Here is a 26,021-nt window from a genome sequence, read left to right as displayed (position 1 = left end):
GGCGAAACGGTCAGGCCGATCCTGCCCCTCCGGGCACCACGGCGAACGGCACGACGGCCACTGTTACGTTGTCGTGCCCGCCGCCGTCGAGCGCGTGCCCGACGAGGACCTGGGCGCTGTGCAGGGGGCGGTCGGCCGCGTCCGGCGGCACGACCCGCGCCATGTCCCCGGCTCCCTCCGCGTAGTTCCACAGGCCGTCCGTGCACACCACGACCACGCCCGGACGGTCCGGCTTGAACGCGGCGGTGTGCGGGTCCAGTTCGTAGGCGTCGGCCCCGAGCCAGCCGGTGATGGCGTGGGCGCGCTCGTCCGCGTACGCCTCCGCCTCGTTCATCAGGCCGGCCGCGACCATCTGCGCGGCCCACGAGTCGTCCTCGGTGAGCCGGGCGGGCGGGCCGCCGCGGTCGTCCGGCACCCAGTAGGCGCGGCTGTCGCCGACCCAGCCGACCACCAGCAGGCCGTTCGCGACGACCGCCCCGACGAGCGTGCACGCCGGCGCGTTCCGGTGGTGGCGGTGCGGGTCGTGTTCCATGGCGTCGCCGTCCTGGCCGCCGTCGCCGTCCGCGAGGGCGTTCACGGCCTCGGACGCCGCGACGATGGCGTCGTGCATCGCCGTCTGCGGGTGCGTACCGCGCGGGAGGGAGGCCAGCAGCGACTCGTTGGCGGCGGCCGCGGCGGCCGCCGACGCCTCGTCGGGGCGGGTCGCCGACGACACCCCGTCGCAGACGATCGCGACGACGGCAGGCGACCCGTCCGGCAGGGCCGTCGAGGACACGGCGAACGCGTCCTCGTTGCGGTGGTGGCGCAGCCCCCGGTCGCTGACGGCGGCGACGGCGCCGAGCTCCTCCTCCATGTGGTCCCGCTCGCGCGGCTGCGCGTGCCCGCAGTTCTCGCAGTACCCGTCCGGGTCCACATGCCCGGCCCGGCAGGCCACGCACAGCCGGGTCCCGGCCGGCGGGGTCGCCGTGTGCTCCGCCGCCCGCGGATCGGGTGCCTGGCCGGGCGCGGGGGCATGTCCGGACGCCTCCGCGTACGGCGCGGGGGCGGGCGCGGTCGCGGGAGCCGGGGGCGCCGGCGCGCGGGTCCCGGCCGCCGGGGCGGCCTCGGCAGCGGCTTCGGGGACGGCCTCGGGAGCGGCCTCCGGAGCGGGCGGAGGCACCGGGGCGCCGGGGCCCCAGGGCTCGGCGGCCGTTCCGGGCACGGGCGCCGGGGCGGGCGCCGGCAGCTCGAAGTCCCCGGCGTCGCCGGCCACCGCGGCGCGGGCGTCGAACCGCACCGCCGGGACGCCGGGGGCGGTCCGCCCGCCCGGTGGGTCACCGAGCGGCTGCTCGTGACCGGACCCGGCCGGGGCAGGGGGCCACGCGGCGCCGGCCGCGGGGGGACCCGTCACCACGGTCGGACGGTCCTCGGGCGGCGGCGGTACGGCCGACAGGTCGTACCCGCACGCACCACAGAACAGGTCGCCCGACTCCAGCGGCTCCTCGCAGCTGGGGCAGGCGGACAGCTGGTGCCTCTGCGACATCAATCACACCCATGTCCGGGGGCGGAAGCGGTTCGCCCGTTCCACCATGTCGATCCTCTCCTCGCCGCGCTGAGCGAGCCGGGCGAGCACCCGGTAGGAGCGTTCCAGTCCGAGACGCAAGGACCGCTCGTCCGGTTCGCTGCCCAGCAGCGAAGTCCGTGCGGTGCCCGCGCCGGGACTACCGGAGAGTACCCAGTCCAGCGCCTTGCCCAGCACCTCCGTCGACAACCGCTCGCGCCGCACCGCGTCCAGCCCGAGCTGCCGGAGCGCGGACACCTGTGCGGCCGCCGCCGTCAGGTCGCCGGCCAGCGGCTCCCGCTCGCTGCGGCGCCGCAGCCGGGCCCGTACGGCCGCCACGCGCGCGGCCGTGTAGTGGATCGACACCTCGGGCACCGACTCCAGCGCCCCGACGGCACCGGCGCGGTCACCGGCGGCCAGCCGCACCCGCGCCAGGCCGAACGCGGCGCTCACGTACCCCGGATCCGTCGTCCACACCAGCCGGTAGTACTCCGCCGCGTTGTCCGACTGGCCCAGCACCTCGGCGCACACGCCCAGCGCCAGCTTCGGCGCCGGCTCACCGGGGAACGCGTCGTACACCGCGTCGAACGACAGCGCGGCGTGCTCGTGGTCACCCGTCGCCAGGGACACGACGCCGCGGTACCAGACGACCCGCCAGTCGTCGGGATGGCGCGCCTCCAGCGTCTCCAGCGCCCGGACCGCCGAGCCCGCCTCCCCCATCTCCAGGCGGGCGCGCAGTTCACGCAGCCGCAGTTCGAGGGAGTCGGCCGGGGCGGTGCGCAGGGCGGAGATCAGCTCGGCGGGCGCGGACGCCATCAGGCCCGCCAGGAACCCGGCGTTCGGGTCGGCGGCGTCGACGTGCGGCACGGGCAGCGCCAGCGCGGTGGCGCGGGCGTCGAGCGGGGCGAGCAGCGGCGCGGCCGAAGGCGCCGGCCCTGGACCCGGGACGGCGCCCGCCGCCGCACCCACCGGATCCCCGGCGCCGGCCGGCGGCGTCCGCGGGGCGGGCAGGACCACCGCCACGGGGCCGCGCCCGCGCCGGCCACCGAGGAGCCCGAGACCCTTCGGGACCTGCCGCGCGCCCAGCTCCGACACGTCCCCGTCGTCGGCCGCGAACAACTCCGTGTCCGTCACCCGAACCTCCGGGCCGAACAGCGTCGACAGGGCCGGGCGGGGACGGCCCGTCTGGAGCGCGACCACCTCCCGCAGCACGCCCGTGAGCTGGTCGGCCATCTCCTGCGCCGAGGCGAACCGGCGCGCCGGGTCCGGGTCGGTCGCCCGCACCAGGAGCCGGTAGAACGACTCGTAGCTCCGGAACACCGCGATGTTGTCCGGGTCCGGCAGCGAGTCCACGAACACGTTCGTGTAGCCCTGGAAGTCGAACGTCAGGACCGCCAGCGTCCGCGCCACCGTGTACAGGTCCGACGCGACCGACGGGCCCGTCTCCGCCACCTCCGGCGCCTGGTAGCCCACCGTGCCGTAGATGGCCGACTCGTCGTCGTCCATCCTCCGCACCGCGCCCATGTCGATCAGCTTCAGCTGGTCCTCGGTCTGGATCGCGTTGTCGACCTTGAAGTCGCAGTACAGGAGGTTCCGGCCGTGCAGGTGCCCGAGCGCCTCCAGCGCCTCGATGCCGTACGCGCACGCCTGCTCCACCGGCAGCGGGTCGCGCCGCCCGTCGGGCCCCCGCCGCTCGTTGGCGAGGTCCTTCAGGGACTTGCCGCCGACGTACTCCATGACGATGTACCCGTCCAGCGAACCGGTCCGCTGGTCCAGGTGCTCCACGAAGTTGTAGATGCGGACGATGTTGGAGTGCTCGATCTCCGCGAGGAACCGCCGCTCCGATATCGCCGCCGCCATCGCGTCCTGGTCGCCGGTGTCCAGCAGGCCCTTCAGGACCACCCACCGGTCCGACACCGCCCGGTCCACGGCGAGATAGACCCAGCCCAGCCCGCCGTGCGCCAGGCACCCGGCCACCTCGTACTGGCCGTGCACCACGTCACCAGTCCGCAGCTTCGGCACGAACGAGTACGGGTGACCGCACTTGGTGCAGAAGCCCTCCGTACGCCCCGGCCGGTCCCCGCGCGCCCGGCCGACCGGCGCCCCGCAGTCGGACCGCGAGCAGAACCGCTTCCGCTCGGGCACCTCGGGGTCCGCCATGACCACCGACCGGGGATCGGGACGCGGCACCGCGGGGACCGACACCAGCCCCGCGCCCAGCCTGCCCCGCCCCGACCCTCCGGTGGAGGACCCGGAACTGCGCACCGACACCGACCGGGACGCCCCCGTCCCACCCGCCACCGAACGCGACAGCCGCCCCGACACCGAGCGCCGCGACGACCGGGACGACGACCGGGACGACGACCGGGACGACCGGGACGACGCCCCGGACGACGAGCGGGAACCGCCGGCCGAGCCCTTCCCGCCCCCCGCGATCCCCGTCGGCGGCGACGACACCATCCCCGACGGCGAGACGACGGGCGCCAGACCGCACGTGCCGCAGTACAGCTCGCCGCCGCCCATGTCCTCGTACGAGCCCCCGCAACCGGGCCGCTGACACGTCCTCACTGCATCCCCCCACGGTCCACGGGCCCCGCCCCGGACAGCATGTCCGCCGCCAGCCGCTGGTAGCGCAGCACCGCCTGCTCGGCGACCCGCAGGTCGCACGGGGCGCTCCACAGCATCCGGCGCGCCACGTCGTACCGCTCGACCAGCAGCGGATCCTCCGCCATGCCGTGCCGGGCGACCTTCGCCTTGTACGCGTCGAGCCGGCCGCGCAGCTCCGCCCGCACCGCGAGCGGCGCGGTGACCGCGGTCAACTGCTCGCGCGCCCGCAGCAACTCCTCCTCCGCCTCCCGCTCCAGCGCCTCCAGCAGGGGCGACAGCCGGTGCCACTGGGCGTGCCGCCGGTACTCGGCGGCGGTCGCCAGCCGCTCCTGCAACGCGGTCGGCGGACCGCTCACCACCGGCACCTCCGACGCGGCGATCTTCGCCAGCACCTCGCCCCGCGCGGCCCGCGCCTCCGCCAGCGTCCGGTCGGCGCGCGACAGCACGTCCCGCAGCCGCAGCAGGCGCGTCTCCGAGTCCTGCCGTACCTGGAGCACCGCCTCGATCTCCCGGCGCACGTCCTCCAGCGCGCGGGCCGCCCGGTCGTACCGGTCGGTGTCCGGCCGCCCGCCGCCCGGCGCCGAACTGCCCGCCGCCGGCCGCCAGAACGCCAGCGGGTCGGTCACCACCTGCGACCGCAGCGACGCCAGCTCGTGCGTGATGGCCTCCAGGTCGTCCCCGGACGGGTGCTCACCGGGCCGTACGCCCACCGAGTGCGCCAGCGAGCGGGTGCGGTGCAGCTCGGCGGCCAGCAGGTCTATCCGCGCCGGCAGCGCCGACCACACCGCGTCCGCCGTCACCACCATGTCGAGCGAGTCGGCGTACAGCTCGTTCATCCGCTCCACCAGCCGCTCCAGCGTGAACCGCTCGGCCAGCTTGGCCGGCGAGCCCGACACCGTCACGCTCTCGCCCCGCAGCCGCTCCGTCAGCTCGGCCAGCTCCTCGCGCCCCGGCCACCGGCGCCGGGCGCGCACCTCGCGTGCCTCGCGCAACGCCGCCGTGTACGCGTCGAAGTAGGTCCACAGCAGGGTGATCTTCCGCTCCGTCGCGGCCCAGCGGTCCTTGGTCGTACCGGTCAGCTCCGCCCCTTCGAGGAGCCTGCGGCCCGCGTGGTCCTGGAGGGCGAGCAGCGAGTCCTCGACCGCCTTGTGCTCCGCCCCGAGCCGCGCCAGCGCACGGTCCACCTCGTCCCGGTCCATCACCGGCCCAGGATGTCCCGTGACGCCCATCGATCACCTCTCCACTCGTACAGGCTCGTAACAGCGCATCAGTCGGTGCGGTACTTCGGCGCGGGCGGCCCGGTGATGCCGGGCAGCACCGCACGCAGCCACCGGTCGTACGCCTTCATCCACGGCCCCTTGCGGTAGTCCACCAGCACCTGGTTGACCCGCCGCACCAGGTCGTCGTTGCCGAGCTTCGCGGCCACGCCGTAGTACTCGGTCGTGAACGGCCTGCCCTTCAGCTCGACCGCCGGGTCCTGCGCCGCCTGACCGGCGGCCAGCGCGTTGTCGGTCACCACCGCGTCGACCTCGCCCAGCTGGAGCCGCACCAGGCAGTCCAGCTGGTTGGGCACGGTGTGGACGTCCTCGTCCTCGGGGGAGTCCTCGTGCGTGTCCCGGAAGACGGCGCCGAACGACTGCCTCTCCAGCGCCTCGTACGCCGTCGACCCCTCGGCCGAGCAGACCCGCTTTCCCTTGAGGGAGGAGTCGTAGCCCGTGACGGGGGAGACCTCGGGAGCGAGGACCTGCTGCCCCGCCTGGAAGTAGGCGGTGGAGAAGGCGACCTGCTCGATCCGCTTGCAGTTGATCGTCATCGTGCGCACCACCAGGTCGACCGTCCCGTTCTCCAGGGCGGCGATCCGCTGGTTGGTGGGGACGGCGCGGAAGATCACGGCGTCCCTGCTGCCGAGGAGGTCGTCGGCGATCGCGCGGGCGAGGTCGATGTCGAACCCCTCCAGCCGGCCGGTCGCCGGGTCGCGGTACCCCCACCGGTAGCTGTTCTGGTCCACGCCGACGATCAGCTTGCCGCGCGCCTTGATGGCGTCGACGGTCGGTCCGCCGGCGGGGGACGGCGGCAGGGACGCCTCCGGGTCGCGGCACGTGCCGGTCTCGGCGGGCAGGGCCCTGCCCGCGCCGGACACCCGGGCGGGCCCCAGGTCGCCCCGCGACAGCGGCACCAGGGTCAGCGCGGCGGTCAGCCCGCAGGCGGCGGCCATCGCCGCGACCCCGCCCCAGCCGCGCAGCCGCCAAGCCGCCCGCCCGCCCGCGCGGATGCCCGGGGCCGCCCTCGCCCCGGCGGTGGCCGGGGCGGCTCCGCCCGCGCGGGTGCCGGGGGCCGTGCCGTCGGCGCCGTGCGTCCCGTCGTCGCCCCTCATCGTGCCTCCCCTCGCCCTCACCGGTACTCCGACAGCCTGCGGTTGACGCCCATGACGGCCCCGGCGGCGGCCAGCGCGGCCAGGACCGCGGCCCCGGCCGGCAGGCCGGTCAGCGCGGCCCGCCCGTCCTCGGCGGCTCTGGTGAACTCGCCCTGCTCATGGACCAGGGCCTTCTCCAGCGCCGCGTCCACCTCGTCGAAGGACTCCCCGGTGGAGTCCTTCGCGCCGATCACCCGGGCGAGCGCGCCCTCGTAGTCGCCGCCGTCGTCCGTCTCGCGCGCGGCCTTGTGCCGCTGCCGCCACTCCACCACGCGCCGCGCGGCGTCCGCGACCGGGTCGCCGCCCGCCGGGTCGTCGGCGAGCGCGGCCGCCCGGGTCAGGGCGGCGGTCAGCCGGCCCATGCCCGTGCCGTAGTCCGTCTCGTACTTGTCGCTCCTGCCGTCGGCGGTCAGCACCGCGCCGCGGGCGACCAGCGTCAGGTTCTCGTCGGCGCGGGCCTTGAGGGAGTTGATCCGCGCCTCGTTCAGCACCTCGAGCGAATCCTGGCCGTGGGCCCTCGCCTCGTCCAGCTCCGCCCGCGCCACACCGTGCCCCACCACCAGCCACAGCAGCACCGCCGTGGACGCGGCCGTCGCGGCCAGCAGACCCTGGTTGAACACCCGGTTGGTCCGCAGGTACGTGCGGCGCTGCGCCCACAACAGGGCGGCCAGCGCCACGATCCCGGCACCCAGCGAGAGGAACGGCCACGTCCGGGCGTCCCGGTCGTCCTGACCGAGCCGCGCGGTCTCCGCCGCGTACAGCCGCTCCGCGGCGGGCAGCATCCGGGTGCTCATCTGCTGGTTGGCGTAGCGCAGGTACGCGCCGCCCAGCGGCAGACCCTGACGGTTGGCCGCGCGGGCGCGCTCGACCAGGCCCGAGTAGCGCGGCAGGTACTCGTTGAGGATGGCGATGTCGCGGGCGGACCGCGAGGAACCGTCCGTGTTCGCCGCCGCCTTGACCAGCAGCCGCGACGCGGTGGTGATGTCCTTCTCGTACCGCTCCCGCACGCCGGCGGGCTCCTGGGCGCCGGCCAGGAAGCCGCCCGCCGCCGCAGTGTCGGCGTCCGCCAGCGAGCGGTAGATGTCGGCCGCGTCCGCGCTCAGCGGCTGGCTGCGGCTCACCACGTCGTCGGCCGCCGCCGCCCGGTCGGAGACCTCGAACGCGGTGACCGCCCCGAACGTGACGACCAGCGCCGCCAGTACGGCGCCCAGGACGCGCAGCCGGCCCGGCTCGGTCGTCGCCGCGGCGCGCAGCCGTGCCGCGCCCTCGGCCCACGCGCCCCGCCCCGCGGGCGGCCCCGCGGGCCCCGCCGGCGGCCGGGGCGGCAGCACGCCGGACGCGGGCGGCGGCGTGCCCGGCACAGCCGGCGCATCCGGTGCGTATGTCACGGGACCTCCCCCTCGGTCGCTCACCGCAGTATGGCTGGAGGGGCCGGTGTTCACACCAGGCTTGACTCGATCTTGTGGTTCTCGTGCCCGCCGCCCCGCCGCACCACCGCTCGCCTTCCCCCCTGTGTATACGCCCGCCGGGCCCCGCCGGTTCCCCGCCGCGGCCTTGCCGGAGCCCCTCAGGGACGCCGTGCCCAGTGCGCCCGCAGCCGGTCCCGTGCCGTGGCCGGCGCCCCCAGGTGGTCCAGGCCCAGCAGCGCCGCGCCCAGCACCGGCGGCTCGGTCACCACATGGACGGTGGCCCTCGGCGCCTTGACGGCCAGCAGTTCGGTCACCCGCCCGTTCAGCCGCGGGTGCCGGGCCGCCAGGACGCTGCCGCCCAGCAGCACCGGGGCCTCCGCGTCCAGCAGCCCCAGCCGGTCCAGGGCGACCGTCGCCAAGGCGGCGACCTCCTCGGCCTGCCGCTCCACCAGCGACCGTGCGACCGGGTCACCCGCCGCGGCCACCGCGAACAGCACCGGCGTCAGCTCGTGCCGCCGCTCCGCCGGGATCCGCCCCAGGTGCAGGGCCTCGACCAGCGCGTACACCGAGGGAAACCCGAAGTGCTCCGGCAGGGCACGGGCCAGCGCCGTCGGCTCGCCGCGCCCGTCCTCCGCCCGCGCCGCCCACCACATCGCCTCCTCGGCCAGCCCCGAACCGCCGCCCCAGTCCCCGGAGATCCGGCCGATCGAGGGGAACCGGGCGGTGCGCCCGTCCGGCAGCATGCCCACGCAGTTGATGCCCGCGCCGCACACCACGGCCACGCCCCGCGGCTCGTCGACACCCGCCCGCAGGATCGCGAACGTGTCGTTGCGCACCTCGGCGGTCCGCCCCCACGCGCGCGCGTGCACGGCGGCGGCCAACTCCGCCTCCTCCGACGGGAAGTCGGCGTTGGCCAGGCACGCCGACACGTGCCGTACGCGGCCGGCGGGCACCCGCGCCGACCCGAGCGCCTCGCGCACGGTGTCCGCCAGCACGTCGAGCGCCGCCGTGACGCCCACCCGCGGGGGCTGGAACCCCGGTCCGCGGGACGTGGCCAGGACCGAGCCGTCCTCGCCGACCAGCGCCACGTCCGACTTGCTGTTGCCCGCGTCGATCGCCAGGACGGCGGCCGTCACGCCCACGTCAGGTGCTCCCGGTTGTGGGCGATCAGCCGGTCGGTCAGCCCGTCGGCGAGCGCGTACTGGCCGACCAGCGGATGCGCCAGCAGGGCCTTGAACACCCGCTCGCGCCCGCCGCGCAGCGCCGCCTCCAGCGCCAGGTCCTCGTACGCCGTGACGCCCGCGACGAGCCCCGCGAACAGCGGATCGAGCTCCGGTACGGCCAGCGGCACGGCCCCGGAGGGATCCACCGCCGCCTGCGTCTCGATCACCGCGTCGTCCGGCAGGAACGGCAGCGTGCCCCGGTTGTACGTGTTGACGACCTGCGTCGCCGGCCCGGAGCCGCCCAGCAGCGCCGCCGCCAGGTCCACCGCCGCCTCCGAGTAGAACGCGCCGCCCCGCCGGGCGAGCAGCTCGGGCTTCTCGTCCAGCGCCGGGTCGTCGTACATCTCCAGCAGCTCCCGCTCCATCGCGGCCACTTCGGCGGCCCGCGACGGCTTGGTGCCCAGCTCGCGGACCACCTCGTCGTGCGCGTAGAAGTACCGCAGGTAGTACGACGGGACGACGCCCAGCCGGTCGAGGAGGGCGCGCGGCAGCCGCAGGTCGCCGGCGATGGAGTCACCGTGGCCGGCGAGCAGCCTCGGCAGTACGTCCTCCCCGTCCGGCCCGCCGAGCCGCACGCCCCGCTCCCACGTCAGGTGGTTGAGCCCCACATGGTCCAGGTGCACCGCGTCCGGGGTGACGTCCAGCAGCCGCGCGAACCTCCGCTGGAAGCCGATGGCCACGTTGCACAGTCCCACGGCCCGGTGACCGGCCTGGAGCAGGGCCCGGGTGACGATGCCCACCGGGTTGGTGAAATCGATGATCCAGGCCCGGGGACTGGCCCGCCGTACGCGCTCGGCGATGTCCAGCACCACCGGCACGGTGCGCAGCGCCTTGGCGAGCCCGCCCGCGCCGGTCGTCTCCTGCCCGACGCAGCCGCACTCCAGCGGCCAGGTCTCGTCGCGCTGCCTCGCCGCCTGTCCGCCGACGCGCAGCTGGAGCAGCACGGCGTCGGCGCCCTCGACGGCGGCGTCCAGGTCGGACGTGGTCGTGATCAGCCCGTCGTGGCCCAGCCTGGCGAAGATCCGCCGGGCCAGCCCGCCGACCTTCTCCAGCCGGTCGGCGGCCGGATCGACCAGGACCAGTTCGGTGACGGGAAGGGTGTCGCGCAGCCGCGCGAACCCGTCGATCAGTTCGGGGGTGTAGGTGGAGCCGCCCCCGACGACAGCCAGCTTCATACGCTTCAGCCCTTCACTCCGGTGAGGGTGACGCCCTCGACGAACGCCTTCTGGGCGAAGAAGAAGACGAGGATCACGGGGGCCATGACCAGGACGGTCGCGGCCATGGTCAGGTTCCAGTCGGTGTGGTGCGCGCCCTTGAAGGACTCCAGGCCGTAACTGAGGGTCCAGGCGGCCGGGTTCTCGGAGGCGTAGATCTGCGGCCCGAAGTAGTCGTTCCAGGCGTAGAAGAACTGGAACAGCGCCACGGCCGCGATACCCGGCCTGGCCATGGGCAGAACCACTCGCACGAGTGTCCTCAGCTCGCCGCAGCCGTCCACCCTCGCGGCGTCCAGGTACTCGTCCGGGATGGTGAGGAGGAACTGCCGCAGCAGGAAGACGGAGAACGCGTCCCCGAACGCCATGGGGACGATCAGGGGCCACAGCGATCCGGACAGGTCCATCTGCTTCGCCCAGAACAGGTACATCGGGATGATGACCACCTGGGGCGGCAGCATCATCATCGAGATGACCAGCATCAGCGCGAGCCGCCGTCCCCGGAAGCGGAACTTCGCGAGCGCGTAGGCGACCGGGACCGACGACAGGACCGTGAGCAGGGTGCCGAGCCCGGCGTACAGCAGGGTGTTCTTCCACCAGGTGAGGAAGCCGGGCGTGTTCCACACGCGCGTGTAGTTGCCCCACTCCCAGGTGTCGGGGGTGAGGTCGCGGGTGAGTGCCTGCTGGTCGCTCATCAGCGAGGTGAGGAACAGGAAGACGAACGGCAGCACGAAGAACAGCGCGGCGGCGACACCCAGGGCGTGCACGGCGATCCAGTGCAGCACCGCCCTGCGCCGGGCGCCACGGGCGGCGGCCGTGGTCCGCGGAGGCGTGTCGAGCACATACGTCATGGCGGTCAGTCGCCTCCTTGCAGAAGGCCGCCGCGCCGCCGCATCAGCAGCGCCGTGCAGGCCATGGCGAGTGCGAAGAGCACCAGGGCGACGACACAGGCCGATCCGTAGTCGAAGCGCTGGAAGCCGAGGTTGTACACGAGCTGCGGCAGCGTGAGCGTCGACCTCTCCGGGTAGCCCGGTTCGAACTGCTGGCCGCTGTTGCCGATGACGCCGGAGGCGACCTTCCCGGCGACCAGCGGCTGCGTGTAGTACTGCATGGTCTGGATGACCCCGGTGACCACGGCGAACAGCACGATGGGCGAGATGTTCGGCAGGGTGACGTACCGGAAGCGCTGCCAGGCCGACGCCCCGTCCAGCTCGGCCGCCTCGTACTGCTCCTTCGGCACGTCGAGCAGGGCGGCCATGAAGATGACCATGAGGTCGCCGACGCCCCACACGGCCAGGGCGGTCAGCGCCGGTTTGGACCAGGCCGGGTCGGTGAACCAGCCGGGGGCCGGCAGGCCCAGGTCGCCCAGGAGCGCGTTGACCGGGCCCGTACCGGGGTTGAGCAGGAAGACGAAGCCGAGGGTGGCTGCGACCGGCGGGGCCAGGTAAGGCAGGTAGAACAGGGTCCGGAAGACCCCGGCCCCCGTCCTGATCGTGGTGATCAGCAGGCCGGTGCCGAGCCCGAAGACGACCCGGCAGGTGACCATGACGAGCACCAGCCACAAGGTGTTCCCCATCGACGGCCAGAAGGCGGGGTAGTCGGTGAGGACGTACGTCCAGTTCTCCAGGCCGTTGAAGACGGGCGCCGCGAACCCGTCGTAGTCCATGAAGGAGAAGTACACGGTCGACGCGAGCGGGTAGGCGAAGAAGACGCCGAAGCCGACCAGCCACGGGGACAGGAACGCGGTGGTGCGCAGCGCGGCGCGGGCGCGCCTGGCCCGGAGCGCGCGGACCGTCACTTCGCCTTCTCGATGTCCGTGTCGATCTGCTCGGCGGTCTCCTCCAGACCGGCCTTCAGGTCGGGCACCTTGCCCGCCTCGTGCCGGTAGCCGAACTCCTGGAGGGTGACCTGGTAGGCGCCGCCGTTGACGGACGCGGGGGTGGTGTTGGACCTGGGGTGCCGGGCGATGTCCAGGAAGGTCCTGAAACGCGGGTCGAGCTTCAGCTTCGGGGAGGCGAGCGCGGCGTGTGTGGAGGGGACGTTGCGCAGCTCGTTGGCGAAGCGCACGACCGCGTCGGTGTCGGTGGTCAGGTACTCCACCAGTTCCCAGGCGGCGTTCTGCTTCCGGCTGGTGGACGCGATGCCGACGATGGTGCCGGAGAGGTAGCCCATGCCGTAGTCGGCGGCCCGGTCGTCGGGGACCGGCAGCGGTGCGACGCCCACCTCGAAGGGCACCTTGGCGTCGGTGGTCATGCCCAGCCGCCATTCGCCGTCGAGCTGCATGGCGACCTGGCCGGTGTGGAAGGGGTGCTTGGCGCCCCACTCGTCACCGAAGGTGTTGCGGTACTTCTCCAGCTTCGCGAAGCCGCCCAGCTTCCCGATCAGGTTCCTCTGCCAGGTGAACATCGCCGCGAAGGCCGGATCCCTCGCGATGTTCGACCTGCCGTCCCGGTCGAAGTACGCCGGGCTCCACTGGGCGACCAGGTGCCCGGGGGTGGACTCGTAGCCGTGGAAGTTCGGCATGAAGCCGAGCCGCTCGTACGAGTCGCCCTTCGGCTTGGTCAGCTTCTCGGCGGCCCGGTCGAACTCGCTCCAGGTCCTGGGCGGCGCCGTGATGCCCGCCTCCTCGAAGGCGTCCTTGTTGTAATACAGCCCGTACGCGTCGCCCAGCAGCGGCAGCGCGCAGCGCTTGCCCCGGAACTGCGTGTAGTCCAGGCGCGGCTTCGCGAACGTCTTCTCCAGGTCTATCCCCGCCTTCCCGACGAACGGGGCCAGGTCGGCGAGGGCCCCGGAGGAGCAGAACTTGCCCACGTTGTCGGTGGTGAACGAGGACACCACGTCGGGGGCGGCGGAGCCCCCGGCCCGCAGCGCCTGCTGGATCTTGTCGTCGGTGATGTTGGGGACGGCCTTGACCGTGATGTTGGGGTGGGCGGCCTCGAACCGTTCGATGCCGGCCTCGACCGCCTTCACCTCGCCCGGCGCCGACCAGCCGTGCCAGAACGTCAGCGTGACCTTCGCCGCCGGGTCGTCGTTCGCGCCCGACGCGGCCGAGCCGGTGCAGGCGGAGGTGAGCAGGGCTATGACGGCGGCCGACGCGAGCGCCCCGGCGGCTGTGCGGTTCATGACGGTGTCTCCCTGGTTCGTTCTCGGCGCGGTGCTGGGGGATGGTGCTCCGGGGTGGTGCTGGGGGGAGTGGGGTGGCGGCGCTCAGGAGGTCGGTGGGGCTGGTGGAGGTGGGCGGGGCCGGTGGGCTGGGTGAGGCCGGTGGGCCGGCTGGGTGGGGCCGGTGCCGGGCGCGGGTTCGGGTTCGGGAGCGTCCGGCGCGCGCCGCTCAGCGGCGGGAGGTGTCGAAGACCTCGTCCCGGGTGGCGGCCAGCGCGCTCTCCAGCGCGCCGCGCAGCACGGGGTGCCGCTGGACGCCGCCGACGACCAGCCGGGGCCGGGACGCGGCCAGCTCGCCCAGCTCGGCCTCCACCCGCTCGCGCAGCGCCTCGCCACCGGCGACGATCACCTCGCCCGACAGCACCACCAGTTCCGGGTCCAGGACGGCGACCAGCGACGCCAGACCGGTGGCCAGACCGGTCGCGAAGGCGTCCAGGAGCCTCGCGTACGGGCCGGAGCCCGCCCCGGCCGCCCGGCGGACGAGCTCGGCGGCGACCTCGGAGTGCTCCCCGCGAGGCACGTCCCCGATGCCGTACTCGCGCGCCAGCCGGGCCAGCGCCTGGGCGCCGGCCAGCTCCTGGAAGCCGCCGCTGTTGGCCCGGGTGACCTGCCGCACCAGCGGCGCGCCCGGCACGGGCAGGAAACCCACCTCGCCGGCGCCGCCGGTGAACCCTCGGTGCAGTCGCCCGCCGAGCACCAGCGCGGCGCCCAGGCCCTCCTGGTTCCACAGCAGCACGAAGTCGCCGTGCCCCCGGGCCGCCCCGAGCCGCTGCTCGGCCACGGCCACCAGGTTCACGTCGTTCTCGTACCCGACCGGCATGGGCAGCGCGGCGGCGAGCTCGTCCAGCAGCGCGGGGGAGTGCCAGCCCGGCAGGTGGGACGCGTACCGCAGCCGCCCGGTCGACGGGTCGAAGGCGCCGGGCGTGCCGATCACCAGCCGGCGCACCTCGCCCCGGGTGATCCCGGCCGCCTTCACCGCCCCGTCGAGCGCCTCGGTGACCTGCCGTGCGACGTCCCCGGCCGCCTTTCTCGGGGTGGCGAGCCGGAACTCCCCGGCCACCGCTCCGGTCAGGTCGGCCACCGCCGCGCGGATGCGCCGCGGGGTCACGTCGAGCCCGGCGGCGTACGCGGCGCGGGCGTTGACGGCGTACAGCTGCGCGTTCGGCCCCGGCCGGCCCTCCGTCACACCGGTCGCCACGACCAGCCCGGCGGCCTCCAGCCGGGCGAGCAACTGGGAGGCGGTCGGCTTGGACAGCCCGGTCAGCTTCCCGATCCGGGTCCGCGACAGGGGCCCGTGCTCCAGGAGCAGATCGAGCGCCGCGCGGTCGTTCATGGCGCGCAGGACCCGGGGCGTGCCGGGGGTGTTGCCGGAGGTCGCGCTCATGGACGTGCACCTGCCCGCACTGTTAGGAAACTTTACTGTCGTGGTGGGCAGACGTTATGGCGGACGTCAGGTACCCGTCAAGACCCCGTTCCGGCCGACGACGAAGGGCGCCCCCGCCGTCATGGCGGGGGCGCCCTTCGCAGGTCACCGCATCCGGGTCGTCCGGTGCCGGGTCATCCGGTCGCCGGCCGCCCGGTGCCGGTCACCGGTCCTGCTTGGCCAGGTTCGGCGGCGGGGTCAGCGGGGTCGCCGCGACGGACTGGGGGGAGGTGGTGGAGGCGAAGGCGGACGGCGGCGCCATCGACGCCGTCGGGTCGGCGGCGGCGTCCTCCCCGGCGACCGCCGGAAGGCCGCCCACGATGCGGATGCCGACCTCGTCGAAGGCCCGCTTGATGCGCCAGCGCAGCTCGCGCTCCACGCCGAGGGACTTGCCCGGCATCGTCTTCGCGGACAGCCGGACCGTCATGGAGTCGAGCAGCACCTCCGTGAGGCCCAGCACCTCGACCGGCCCCCACAGGCGCTCGTTCCACGGCTCCTCCTTGGCGAGGCTCTCGCCCACCTCGGTGATCACCGTGCGGACCCGGTCCAGGTCCTCCCCCGGGCGGACCGTCACATCGACCGTCGCCGTGGACCAGCCCTGGCTCAGGTTGCCTATCCGCTTGATCTCGCCGTTGCGGACGTACCAGATCTCACCGTTGTCGCCGCGCAGCTTGGTCACGCGCAGGCCCACCTCTATCACCTCGCCGGAGGCGACCCCCGCGTCGATCGAGTCGCCGACGCCGTACTGGTCCTCAAGGATCATGAAGACGCCGGAGAGGAAGTCCGTGACCAGGTTCCGGGCACCGAAACCGATGGCGACACCGGCGACACCGGCCGAGGCCAGCAGCGGGGCCAGGTTCACGTTGAACGCGCCGAGGATCATCAGACCGGCGGTACCCATGATCAGGAAGGAGGCCACCGAGCGCAGCACCGAGCCGATGGCCTCGGAGCGCTGCCGGCGCCGCTCCGCGTTCACCAGCAGACCGCCCAGCGCGGAACCCTCGACCGCCTGGGCACTGCGGTTCATGCGTTCGATCAGTTTGGTCAGGGCCCGGCGGACCAGGTGCCGCAGCACCACGGCCACCACCAGGATCAGCAGGATGCGCAGACCGGTGCTCAGCCAGGTGGACCAGTTCTGCTCCACCCAGCCGGCGGCCTCGCCGGCCTGCTTGGCGGCTTCGTCGAGCGACACCGGCGCGGGTGTGGGGTCGGCAGCCGGAACGGCGGACCAGAGCACGGCGGGAACCTCCAGGATGGACAAGCGGACCAATTACATTAACGGTGCATCGGGGGTGGTTCGTTGCCGTGTTCGAGGGAGAGGTGCGTCTCACCTGGGGATGATCAGGGTGTGGTCGAAAACACTTCGGGCCCGTTACCGGTACGTGGTGGCGCTTCGACCTGGCATGAGGAGAGACTGAGAGCAGATCGTCCCGGCGCGAGCCACGCGCCGCCGGCGTACAAGGAGGCATCCGTGCCGCACGTCCTGGTCCTCAACGCGTCGTACGAGCCCCTCGGCGTCGTACCGCTCCGCCGCGCGCTCGTCCTCGTCCTCGAGAACAAGGCCATCTGCCTCGAGGAGTCCGGCGCCTTCATGCACAGCGCGACCCGCGTCATGCCAGCCCCCAGCGTGGTCCGCCTGAAACGGTTCGTACGGGTCCCCTACCGGGGGCCCGTTCCTCTGACCCGCAAGGCCCTCTTCGCCCGCGACGGCGGGCGTTGCATGTACTGCGGTGGCGTCGCAACCAGCGTCGACCACGTCGTGCCGCGCAGCCGCGGCGGACAGCACGCCTGGGAGAACGTCGTGGCGGCCTGCCGCCGCTGCAACCACGTCAAGGCCGACCGGCACCTGCGGGAGCTGGGCTGGCGGCTCCACCAGCAGCCCGCCCCGCCCACCGGACTGGCCTGGCGCATCATCGGCACCGGCCACCGGGACCCGCGCTGGCTGCCCTACCTCCAGCCCTACGGCGCGGACGACGCCATGGCCCGCATCGACCGCGTCTCCTGAAGGCCCGGACCGGCACGGGGGCGCCAAAAGGCCGCTCTCCCTCTCGACACCCGCCGCGCGCTTCTTTTTCCGGCGGCTCGGTTCGGCTCCGGGGCGCTGGAGCGTGTGTCGACGGTCGATCGTGCTCGGGTCGCTCGTGCCTCGCGCTTCTTTTTCCGGCGGCTCGGTTCGGCTCCGGGGCGCTGGAGCGTGTGTCGACGGTCGATCGTGCTCGGGTCGCTCGTGCCTCGCGACCCTCCGCGCGTTCTCCCTCTCGACACCCGCCGCGCCCCTTCGCCTCACTCGCCGGGGGGTGAGGCGGCGGGACGGGGGGTGGCGCGCGGCTTGTCCGCCGGGGGCGGGGTCACCGCGTACGCCTCCACCGCGAAGAGCGAGTAGCCGTACTCGGTCGCCCGCGCGTCGCCCTGGACGCGCATGAAACGGGTGCCGGGAGCGTCCATGCGGATCGCCTCGCGGCCGCCCCTGCCGTCCCGTACGGTCGCCGCCGTGCGCCAGACGCGGCCGTCCGCCGACACCTGGATGCGGTACCTCGCCGCGTGGGCGTCCTGCCAGTGCAGGACCACCTGGCCGAGCCGTACGGGCCGCTCCAGCTCCAGCTGCCACCAGGCGCCGTCCTCGGGCGGGGACGACCAGCGCGACTCACGGTCGCCGTCGATCGCCGCCGAGGCGGGGAAGTCGGCGGTCTCGTCGCCCGACGAGGACGCCGTCGCCGTACGGGCCAGGTCCGGGCCACCGGTCGCCGGGTACGCCCGGACCGTCAGCGTGCGCTCCTGGCCGGCGAAGGCGAGCGGCACCCGGTAGTCGCCCGACGGCGTGTCCGCCGGAACGGTGATGTCGACCGGGACGGTGGCGGCCGTGCCGCGCGGGACGGTGGTCCGCTTCGGGACGGTGACCTTCAGGCCCTTGGGGGCTTTCGCCGTGAGGGTGCCGCGCACCTCGCCGGGCCGCTGCGCCGCGAGCACCGCGTTCACCCGGCGCGGGGCTCCCCCGATCACCGCGTCCGTCTCGGCGTGCGGCAGGTCCAGCCGGGCCTGCGGCTCGTCGGCGAACCACGGCACCAGGGCCCGGACGCCGGGGGACCGCCCCGTCCAGGTGATCCGTACCGCGTCGGCGGTCAGGCCCCGGGCGACCGCCTGCGTCCAGCCGCTGCCCGACAGCGCGCCCAGCGGCCGCCACCCCTGGCCGGGCACGTGCGCCTCGACGGAGCCGCTCGCGGGGTGCGCGCCGCCCGGCAGCGTCATGGCGGTGATCGTGTCCAGGGAGCGGGCCCGCTCCAGGCGCACGGTGTACGCCCCGTCCTCGCGCTCCACGGTGCCCGCGTCGCGCGCGGCGCCCGTCCACCGCGCGCCCTCCCGCACGGCCCGCGTCAGGAACGGGTCCAGCACGCCCTCGCCCACCGTGACCGGGCTGGACGCCACCTCCTTGCGCAGCGGCTCCAGGTCCAGCGACGCCCGCCAGGCGCCCGCCCCGTCGCCCCGGGACTGCGCCTGGAGCATGTCGACGGCCGCCTCGCCCGCGCGCCCGTACCGCGCCAGCTGCTCCAGCCAGGGCCGTACCTCGTCGTCCAGCAGCCCGTCTGCCGTGCCGGTCAGCCGCTCGGGCGCCTGCCGCATCACGCCGAACGCCGCCCGCAGCGCGCCCGCCGCCCGGTCCCGGGCCGCCGCGTCGGCGGTCGTGCTCGCCCGGGTCCGCCAGAAATCGGCCAGCAGCGGCCGCAGGTACGCCGACTCGGTGCGGGTGAGGATCGAGGAGGCGTCGTTGCCCGCCAGGGCGTGCAGCGCCTCCCTGGCCCGCGGGTCGCCGCCGGCCAGGTCGTCCAGTGCGGCGTGCCACGACTCCCCGGGCCGGTAGCCCTTCGGGTTCCAGGCGTAGTCGGCGGCGGTGAACACCGGGATGCGGGACGCGGTCGCCTGCTCCATCGCGTTGGCCAGCAGGGCGGCGGAACCGGCGGCGACGGCCGGTTCACGGCCCATGTACGGGCCCAGGAAGACACGGTCCTGCGCGTAGTCGTTGACCGGGTAGTTGTCCAGGGTGACCAGCGCGTGGCCGAACGCGGCCCGCGCGCCCGCCAGTTCGCGGCCGGTGATCGTACGGGGCACGACCCCCACCCCGGTCCAGGCCACCTGCACCCGGTCGTCCAGCTCCGCGGCGAGCGCCGTGCGGTACTCGGTGGCGCCGTCCTGGTAGTACTCGGTCGGCATCAGCGCCAGGGGCTGCGCGTCCGGGTACCGGCCGGCCAGGTGCCGGGCCAGTTCCGTCGCCACGCGCGCGTGGGCCCGCGCCGCCGAGGCGGGGCCGGAGCCGAAGGTGTCGGCGTCCCGGGAGCAGTGCCACTCGTCGTACGAGGCGTCCTGGAACTGCACCTGGAAGGCGCGCACCCCCAGCGCGTACATCGCGTCGACCTTGCGCTTGAGCGCCGCCAAATCCTCCGGCGAGGCCAGGCACATCGACTGGACGGGCGCCACGGCCCAGGCCAGTGTCACGTGGTTGCGCCGCGCCCGGTCGGCCAGCTCCCGGAACTCGGCCCGCTGGGCGGCCGGGTAGGGCTCACGCCACTGGGCCTGCCGGTAGGGGTCGTCGCCGGGGGCGTAGAGGTACCGGTTCTGCTTGGTGCGGCCCATGAAGTCGAGCTGGGCCAGCCGCTGCCGGTGGCTCCAGGGGCGGCCGTAGAAACCTTCCGTCATGCCGCGCACGGCCGTCCCGGGCCAGTCGCGCACCAGGACACCGGGCACCGTCCGGCCGGCGGTTATGAGCTGGCGCAGTGTCTGCACGGCGTGGAAGAGGCCGTCCGTGCCGACGCCGTCCACGGCGACCGTGTCCCGCCCCTCGTACCGGCCGGTCGCGATGCGGTAGCCGCCCGCCGGAAGGTCGCCCCGCTCCGGCGCCCGCAGGGCCCGCAGCGCGTCACGCCCGCCGGTGCCGCCCAGCAGCACGACCGGCCCGCGCCCGCCCGGCGCGGTGCGGACGGTACGCACGCCCGCGTCGCGCAGGACGCCCTCCAGGGCCGTCACGGCGTAAGGGTCGGCGTCCCCCTCCGCGAGGACCGTCACCTCGTCGCCGAGGGGCACCGCGGTGCCGGCCGGCCGGAGCGACTGGGGCCGCGGCCACACCGGGGGCAGGGCGGTGGCGTCCCGCCCGGGAGCGGCCGTGGTGGGGGAGCCGGGGCCGCCGGGCGCGGCCAGCGCGCCGGGGGCGCCGCCCAGGAGGCCGCCGATCACGGCGACGGCCACGGCCGTCGCGGTCCGCTTGCCGCGGCCGAAGCGCCCGAACTGCACGCGCGTCTCCCCTCGTCTTTCGTTGTTCTGCGAGTAGCTTTGCCGGTGGCCGGAGCGATGGCTGAACCGGTCGGTTTCGAGCCCACCACCGACTCGCCGAAGGTGTCAATGTGCGTGGCCGTTGTGTCGTATTTGCCTACCGCGTCACGGGAGGCGTGCACGTCTCCCCCGCGGGAACGCCCTGTGACCGACGCCACGTTGCGCGGATGTGTGGCCGCCCGCTGGGTAGGGCTGCTGGTGTGTCCCACCGTCACCTGCACAGGGAGGCCACCGTGGCCGCTTCCGCCCAGCTCCTGCTCTCCGCCCTCTCCAAACAGGTCCCGGGACCGGCGCCCGCCGCCGACCGGCCCGCCGACGGCACCGGTCCCGGCTTCTGCCCCCTGACCGGCCTGCCCGCCGTCGGCACCCCCCTGACCAGTGAGCCACCGCTCGCCGGCGCCACCCCCCTGACCAGCGAACCCGCGCTGACCGACCTCACCCCCCTGACCAGCGAGCCGACCGCGCACCGCGCGGCCGGCGGACCGGAGTCCCCAGGAGCCTGAATGACCCTTGCCCGGCTCGCCGCGCTGCACGGTGTCGCCACCGCGTACTCCCCGTCCGCGGGTGTCACCGTCCCGGTCCCCGACGCCACGGTGGTGGAGGTCCTCGCCGCCCTGGACGTCGACGCCTCCACGCCCGAGGCGCTGCGCGCGTCCCTGACCGCCACCGAAGCGGCCAGGGACGCCCGGCTGCTCCCGCCGACACTGGTCCTGTGGCACGACGACCCGGACACCGGGGCGCAGCCCCCTGGCCGCCCGCCCGAGCTGCCCCGCCCGCTCACCGCGCTCCCGCCGGGCACCGATGTGCGGATCACCACCGAGCACGGTGACGAGATCTCCGGCACGCCCCGCTGGGAGCGGCTGCCGCTGGGCGTGCACCGGATCAACGCCCGGGCGCGCGACGGGCGCACGGCGCACAGCACCCTCGTCGTCGCCCCCGCGCGCGTGCCGCAGCCCCCGGGGCGCGGGTACGGCGTGCTGGTCCAGCTGTACTCGCTGCTGTCCGGCCGGTCCTGGGGCATGGGCGACCTGGGGGACCTGCGCGAGCTGGCCGGCTGGGCGGGCCGGGACCTGGGAGCCGGGTTCGTCCAGGTCAACCCGCTGCACGCGGCCGTTCCCGGCACGCCCACCGACCCGTCGCCGTACCGCCCCTCCTCGCGGCGCTTCCCCGACCCGGTCCACCTGCGCGTCGAGGACGTCCCCGAGTACGCGTACGTGAGCGGTGAAGACCGCGCCGAGCTCGACGCGCTCACCGGGCGTGCGGCCGAGCTGCGTGAAGGGGTGCTGCGCAAGGGCGAGCTGATCGACCGGGACGCGGTGTGGGTGCTCAAGCGACAGGCCCTGGAGGTGCTGCGGCGCGTACCGCTCGGCCCCGGCCGGCAGGCCGCGCTGCGACAGTTCCGCGCCGAGCAGGGCCAGGCCCTGCTGGACCACGCCACCTGGTGCGCGTTCACCGAGCGGTACGGCGCCGACCGGCGGCAGTGGCCCGAGGGCCTGCGCGACCCCCGGTCGGCCGCCACCGCGCGGGAGCGGGACGAGCTGGCCGACCGCGTCGACTTCCACTGCCGGCTCGCCTGGCTCACCGACGAGCAGCTCGGCGCCGCGGCCCGGGCCGCGGCGGAGGCGGGCATGCCGGTCGGGATCGTCCACGACCTCGCGGTCGGCGTGCACCCGGACGGCGCCGACGCGTGGGCGCAGGCGGACGCGTTCGCCGCCGGCATGTCGGTGGGCGCCCCGCCGGACGCGTTCAACGCCCACGGCCAGGACTGGGGCCTGCCGCCCTGGCGCCCCGACGCGCTGGCCGCCTCCGGCTACGCCCCCTACCGGGATCTGCTGCGCGGCCTGCTGCGGCACGCGGGCGCGCTGCGCATCGACCATGTCATGGGGCTGTTCCGGCTGTGGTGGGTGCCCGAGGGGCGGCGGCCCACGGAGGGGACGTACGTCCGGTACGACGCCGACGCCATGCTCGCCGTCCTCGCCCTGGAGGCCCACCGCGCGGGTGCCGTCGTGATCGGCGAGGACCTCGGCACGGTCGAGGCCGGCGTACGGGAGTCCCTCCAGCGGCGCGGCGTCCTCGGGACGTCGGTGCTGTGGTTCGAGCGGGACTGGGAGGGCGACCGGCGCCCGCTGGCCCCCGGGACGTGGCGGGCCGACTGCGTGGCCACCGCCACGACGCACGACCTGCCCTCCACCGCCGCGCGGCTCACCGGAGAGCACGTCGAGCTGCGCCACCGGCTCGGGTTGCTCGCCCGCCCCCTGGAGGAGGAGCGGGCAGAGGACGCCGACGAGGTCGCCGAGTGGCTGGCGTACCTGCGGGAGCTCGGCCTGCTGGAGGACGGCCCGCGCGACGAGGAGGCCGAGATCCGGGCCGTGTACCGCTTCCTGCGACGCACCCCCGCCCGGATGACCGGGATCTGGCTGCCGGACGCGGTGGGCGACCGCCGCCCGCAGAACCTGCCCGGCACCTGGGACCAGTACCCGAACTGGCGGCTGCCGGTGGCCGACGCCGAGGGCCGCCCCGTCACCCTGGAGGACCTGGCCGTCTCCCCGCGCCTGCACGCCCTGATGGAGGTTCTGCGGCCGTCCACCCCACCCCCGGGCGCGCGAGGTCTCTAGGCGTTCGCTACGTTTGCACCGTGGACAAGAAGAACGCCCTGCGCGCCGGCGCCGTCGCGGCCGGTACGACGCTGATGATGCTGCTCATGTCGTCCCCCGCGCTCGCGCTCAACCGCGACGACGGTGACGACCCGGGCCCCGGCCTGAGCGTCGCGGAGACCCTCGGTCTGTACGTCGCCGCCCCGCTCGTGCTCTTCGCCGTGATCGCCGGCCTGGTCATGGTGCTGGACAAGTCCAAGAAGGTCTGACCTTCCCGAGACTCCCCCGCCTCCCGGGGCGCGAGCGCCGGCCGCCGGCCGCGCCCCTTCGGCTCCGTCGCCGACCCGCCCGGGTGGTACTCCCGTACCGCCCGGGCCGTCGGCGTTTTCCGTGAGCCATCCGCTGCGGCGTTTCTTGTGAACCCCCGCTCCGCAGGGGTCACGCGCCCGTCGCCGCCAGGAGCTTGCGCAGCAGGCCGCCGAGCTGCTCGGCCTCCTCGGCGTCCAGGGCCGACTCGAGGGCCTCCCGCTGCACCGCGAGCCCGGCCACCACCGCCTCGTCCACCAGCGCGCGACCGCGTTCGCTGAGCGTCACCCGCAGGCCGCGCCGGTCGTGCGGGTCGGGGCTGCGGCTGAGCAGCCCGGCCCGCTCCAGCTTGTCCAGCCGCCCCGTCATTCCGCCCGTCGTCAGCATGAGCGTAGCCGACAGCTCACGGGGTGAGAGGGTGTACGGCTCGCCCGAGCGCCGCAGGGTCGCCAGGACGTCGAACTCGCCGCGTGAGACGCCGAGGGGCGCGTACGCCCTGTCCATACGGACCGCCATGGCGCTGCTCAGCCGGTAGATCCGCCCGAAGACCGCCATGGGCACGGTGTCCAGGTCGGGGCGTACGGCCGCCCACTGGGCGGTGATCGCGTCGACGGGGTCCTGGGGCGCGGGTGTCGCGGAGGTCATGGCGGCCAGTCTGCTTCCGGTTCCCCTCGCACGCAAGAAAGTGGCTTACGAGTAAGTAGCTTAGAGGTAAGCTACTTATCGCCAAGCCATTCGAGGGGGAGCGTCCATGTCCCGCAGAGCCACCGTCATAGGCCTCACCGCGCTCGCGCCCGTCTCCTGGGGATCGACCTACGCGGTCACCACCGAGTTCCTGCCGCCCGACCGGCCGCTGTTCACCGGCCTGATGCGCGCCCTGCCCGCCGGACTGGCGCTGCTGGCCCTCACCCGGTCGCTGCCGCGCGGCGCGTGGTGGTGGCGTTCGGCCGTGCTGGGAGCGCTCAACATCGGCGCCTTCTTCCCCCTGCTGTTCCTGGCCGCCTACCGCTTGCCTGGCGGTGTGGCCGCCGTCGTCGGGTCGGTGGGGCCGCTCTTCGTCGTCGGGCTCGCCACGCTGCTGCTGGGGGAGCGGCCGACCGCCCGTTCCCTGTCGGCCGCCATCGCCGCCGCCTTCGGCGTCAGCCTGGTCGTCCTGAAGGCGGGCGCGGCGTTCGACCCGGTGGGCGTGGTGGCCGGGCTCGCCGCGGCGGCGTCCATGGCGGCCGGCACGGTGCTGACCAAGCGCTGGGGCCGGCCCGAGGGGGTGGGCCCCCTGGCCATGGTGGGCTGGCAGCTGAGCGCCGGCGGCCTGCTGATCGCGCCGGTCGCCCTCCTGGTGGAGGGCGCCCCGCCGGCCCTCGACGGCCGGGGGGTCGCCGGGTACGCCTACCTGGCGCTCGCCAACACCGCCGTGTCGTACTGGCTCTGGTTGCGGGGCGTCGAGCGGCTGCCCGCCACCTCCGTCACGCTCCTCGGCTCCCTGTCCCCGCTCACCGCCGCCGTCATCGGCTGGGCGGCGCTCGGGCAGGCGCTGGGGCCGGTCCAGCTGGCCGGGATGGCCCTCGCCCTGGGCGCCACGCTCGCGGGCCAGTGGGCGCCCCGCCCACCGTTCAGTTCTCCTGAAGGGAACGGTGAGAAGGTTTCGATGGACCTGAGTGATGCGGCGGTGCGACGGTAGGTCCCTGAATTCCGAGGCCCCGCGGCGACGGGGGAGAGGCGGGGGCGACCGTGGCAGTCCTGGACCGGGACCGGATCGACGGGACGACGACACCCGGAGCGACGGCCGCGCGGGGGGCGGGCACACGGGTGGCGACGGCCGTACGAGCGACGGCCTCGCGGGCGGCGGGCGGCCGGTTCTCCGGCGCGGGCCTCCTCCTCGCCGCCGTCGCGACGGTCGTCTGGTCCGGCAGCTTCGTGACCTCCCGGGCCCTCCACGACTCCGTCCCGCCGGTGCAGGCCGCCTTCTGGCGCTGGATCGTCGCGATCCTCGCCGTCGCCCCCTTCGCCGCCCGCGCCACCTGGCGGCAGCGCCGGCTGATACGGCGTCATCTCGGCTTCGTGGGCCTCGCGTCGCTGCTCGGCGTCACCGTCTACAACACGCTCGTCAACCAGGCCGGCCTGACCACCTCCGCGGGCACCATGGGCATGGTCATGGCCGCCTCCCCGGTGCTGATGGCACTGGGCGAACGGCTCGGCGGCACCCGGCTCGGCCCCCGCCGGGCGGCCGGCCTGCTGATCGCCTTCACCGGGGTCCTGCTCCTGGTCGGCGACGGGTCACCGGCTTCCGGGCCGGCCACCGGCGACCTGTGGATCGTCGCGGCGGCGGTCTGCTTCGCCTCGTACAGCGCCCTGCTGAAGCGGCGTCCGGCCGGGCTCGGCGGCCCGGCCCTGCTGCTGTCCACCTTCGTGATCGGCGCGCTGATGCTGCTGCCGGCGTACGCGGTCAGCCTCGCCGTACAGGGCGGGTTCGAGCCCACCGCCGGGACGCTCGGCCCCCTGGTGTACGTCGGGGTCCTCTCCTCCGCCGTCGCCTTCTTCGCCTGGAACCGGGCCGTCGAGCTGATCGGCGCGGCCCGCGCGGGAGTCGTGTACTACCTCCAGCCGGTGTGCGTGGCGCTGCTCTCCTGGGCGCTGCTGGGCGAGGAGCTGGGGCCGCTGGGGCTGCTGTGCATGGCGCTGATCCTGGGCGGGGTGGTCCTGGGGACGGCCGGGGCCGGGGCGGGGGCGCGGGCGCGGGCGGCCGGGTCGCCGGTCCGCACCCGGGGGGCCGGGACCAGGGCCCCGGGGGCCGGGCGGGACCCTGTGTAGGTTGCC

At 74.7% G+C, this 26,021-nt stretch carries 20 protein-coding genes; 6 read left to right on the top strand and 14 right to left on the bottom strand.

Going from position 1 to position 26,021, the window contains the following annotated elements; all coding sequences use genetic code 11:
• Window positions 1-10: 10 nt before the first annotated feature.
• The 12 genes from IE109_RS15885 to IE109_RS15830 all read right to left on the bottom strand — a co-directional run bounded on the left by IE109_RS15885 (window position 11) and on the right by IE109_RS15830 (window position 16,225).
• A complete protein-coding gene (locus IE109_RS15885) occupies window positions 11-1,522 on the bottom strand; it encodes a PP2C family protein-serine/threonine phosphatase (RefSeq protein WP_189551522.1) in 1,512 nt (503 codons plus the stop codon).
• A 3-nt stretch (window positions 1,523-1,525) separates the two neighbouring features.
• Window positions 1,526-4,063 carry a serine/threonine-protein kinase gene (locus IE109_RS15880; RefSeq protein WP_189551628.1) on the bottom strand — a complete coding sequence of 846 codons (2,538 nt, stop codon included), beginning with the start codon at window positions 4,061-4,063 and terminating at the stop codon, window positions 1,526-1,528.
• Between the two features lie 41 nt (window positions 4,064-4,104).
• Window positions 4,105-5,376, bottom strand: coding sequence for a hypothetical protein (locus IE109_RS15875; RefSeq protein ID WP_189551521.1), 1,272 nt, complete (start codon window positions 5,374-5,376; stop codon window positions 4,105-4,107).
• 38 nt (window positions 5,377-5,414) lie between these two features.
• Window positions 5,415-6,362, bottom strand: a complete 948-nt coding sequence (locus IE109_RS15870; RefSeq protein WP_506417183.1) for a glutamate ABC transporter substrate-binding protein — start codon at window positions 6,360-6,362, stop codon at window positions 5,415-5,417.
• Between the two features lie 176 nt (window positions 6,363-6,538).
• Window positions 6,539-7,948 (bottom strand): GlnX family signal transduction membrane protein, encoded by a 1,410-nt coding sequence (locus IE109_RS15865; RefSeq protein WP_373297714.1) that lies wholly within the window; start codon window positions 7,946-7,948, stop codon window positions 6,539-6,541.
• 179 nt (window positions 7,949-8,127) lie between these two features.
• On the bottom strand, window positions 8,128-9,111 hold the full coding sequence (locus IE109_RS15860) for an N-acetylglucosamine kinase (protein ID WP_189551519.1): 984 nt from the start codon (window positions 9,109-9,111) through the stop codon (window positions 8,128-8,130).
• Window positions 9,102-10,367, bottom strand: coding sequence for a 6-phospho-beta-glucosidase (locus IE109_RS15855; protein WP_189551518.1), 1,266 nt, complete (start codon window positions 10,365-10,367; stop codon window positions 9,102-9,104). Before IE109_RS15855 ends, IE109_RS15860 begins: the two co-directional genes overlap by 10 nt.
• A 5-nt stretch (window positions 10,368-10,372) precedes the next feature.
• Window positions 10,373-11,254 carry a carbohydrate ABC transporter permease gene (locus tag IE109_RS15850; protein WP_189551517.1) on the bottom strand — a complete coding sequence of 294 codons (882 nt, stop codon included), beginning with the start codon at window positions 11,252-11,254 and terminating at the stop codon, window positions 10,373-10,375.
• Window positions 11,255-11,259: 5 nt separating this feature from the next.
• Window positions 11,260-12,201 (bottom strand): carbohydrate ABC transporter permease, encoded by a 942-nt coding sequence (locus tag IE109_RS15845; RefSeq protein ID WP_189551516.1) that lies wholly within the window; start codon window positions 12,199-12,201, stop codon window positions 11,260-11,262.
• Window positions 12,198-13,526, bottom strand: coding sequence for an ABC transporter substrate-binding protein (locus IE109_RS15840; protein WP_189551515.1), 1,329 nt, complete (start codon window positions 13,524-13,526; stop codon window positions 12,198-12,200). The genes IE109_RS15845 and IE109_RS15840 overlap by 4 nt, the downstream gene beginning before the upstream one ends.
• Window positions 13,527-13,734: 208 nt before the next feature.
• Window positions 13,735-14,949 (bottom strand): ROK family transcriptional regulator, encoded by a 1,215-nt coding sequence (locus IE109_RS15835; protein ID WP_189551514.1) that lies wholly within the window; start codon window positions 14,947-14,949, stop codon window positions 13,735-13,737.
• Between the two features lie 202 nt (window positions 14,950-15,151).
• A complete protein-coding gene (locus tag IE109_RS15830; protein WP_189551626.1) occupies window positions 15,152-16,225 on the bottom strand; it encodes a mechanosensitive ion channel family protein in 1,074 nt (357 codons plus the stop codon).
• 234 nt (window positions 16,226-16,459) lie between these two features.
• Between IE109_RS15830 and IE109_RS15825 the strand changes: the two genes are divergently transcribed.
• Window positions 16,460-16,993, top strand: a complete 534-nt coding sequence (locus tag IE109_RS15825) for an HNH endonuclease (RefSeq protein WP_189551513.1) — start codon at window positions 16,460-16,462, stop codon at window positions 16,991-16,993.
• Between the two features lie 278 nt (window positions 16,994-17,271).
• On the opposite strand, the gene IE109_RS15820 is transcribed toward IE109_RS15825, so the two are convergent.
• A complete protein-coding gene (locus IE109_RS15820; RefSeq protein WP_189551512.1) occupies window positions 17,272-20,268 on the bottom strand; it encodes a glycoside hydrolase family 84 protein in 2,997 nt (998 codons plus the stop codon).
• A 272-nt stretch (window positions 20,269-20,540) separates the two neighbouring features.
• Here IE109_RS15820 and IE109_RS15815 point away from each other — a divergent pair, with 272 nt between their 5' ends.
• The 3 genes from IE109_RS15815 to IE109_RS15805 are packed head-to-tail and all read left to right on the top strand — an operon-like array spanning window position 20,541 to window position 23,170.
• Window positions 20,541-20,810 carry a hypothetical protein gene (locus IE109_RS15815; protein WP_189551511.1) on the top strand — a complete coding sequence of 90 codons (270 nt, stop codon included), beginning with the start codon at window positions 20,541-20,543 and terminating at the stop codon, window positions 20,808-20,810.
• Complete coding sequence (gene malQ, locus IE109_RS15810; RefSeq protein ID WP_189551510.1) at window positions 20,811-22,922, top strand: 4-alpha-glucanotransferase; 2,112 nt, start codon at window positions 20,811-20,813, stop codon at window positions 22,920-22,922.
• A gap of 20 nt (window positions 22,923-22,942) precedes the next feature.
• Window positions 22,943-23,170, top strand: a complete 228-nt coding sequence (locus IE109_RS15805) for a hypothetical protein (RefSeq protein WP_189551509.1) — start codon at window positions 22,943-22,945, stop codon at window positions 23,168-23,170.
• A gap of 169 nt (window positions 23,171-23,339) precedes the next feature.
• Here the strand turns inward: IE109_RS15805 and IE109_RS15800 are convergent, their stop codons facing one another.
• Window positions 23,340-23,852 (bottom strand): MarR family winged helix-turn-helix transcriptional regulator, encoded by a 513-nt coding sequence (locus IE109_RS15800; protein WP_189551508.1) that lies wholly within the window; start codon window positions 23,850-23,852, stop codon window positions 23,340-23,342.
• A gap of 106 nt (window positions 23,853-23,958) precedes the next feature.
• Here IE109_RS15800 and IE109_RS15795 point away from each other — a divergent pair, with 106 nt between their 5' ends.
• Together IE109_RS15795 and IE109_RS15790 are read left to right on the top strand one after the other, a co-directional pair.
• Complete coding sequence (locus IE109_RS15795) at window positions 23,959-24,885, top strand: EamA family transporter (RefSeq protein ID WP_189551507.1); 927 nt, start codon at window positions 23,959-23,961, stop codon at window positions 24,883-24,885.
• Between the two features lie 128 nt (window positions 24,886-25,013).
• Window positions 25,014-26,015 (top strand): DMT family transporter, encoded by a 1,002-nt coding sequence (locus tag IE109_RS15790; RefSeq protein WP_189551625.1) that lies wholly within the window; start codon window positions 25,014-25,016, stop codon window positions 26,013-26,015.
• Window positions 26,016-26,021 lie beyond the last annotated feature (6 nt).

Source organism: Streptomyces lavendofoliae (assembly GCF_014649735.1).
Classification (GTDB): Bacteria; Actinomycetota; Actinomycetes; order Streptomycetales; family Streptomycetaceae; genus Streptomyces; species Streptomyces lavendofoliae.
The sequence above is the reverse complement of the archived record's forward strand: the minus strand, read 5'-3'. Positions and strand labels throughout refer to the sequence as shown.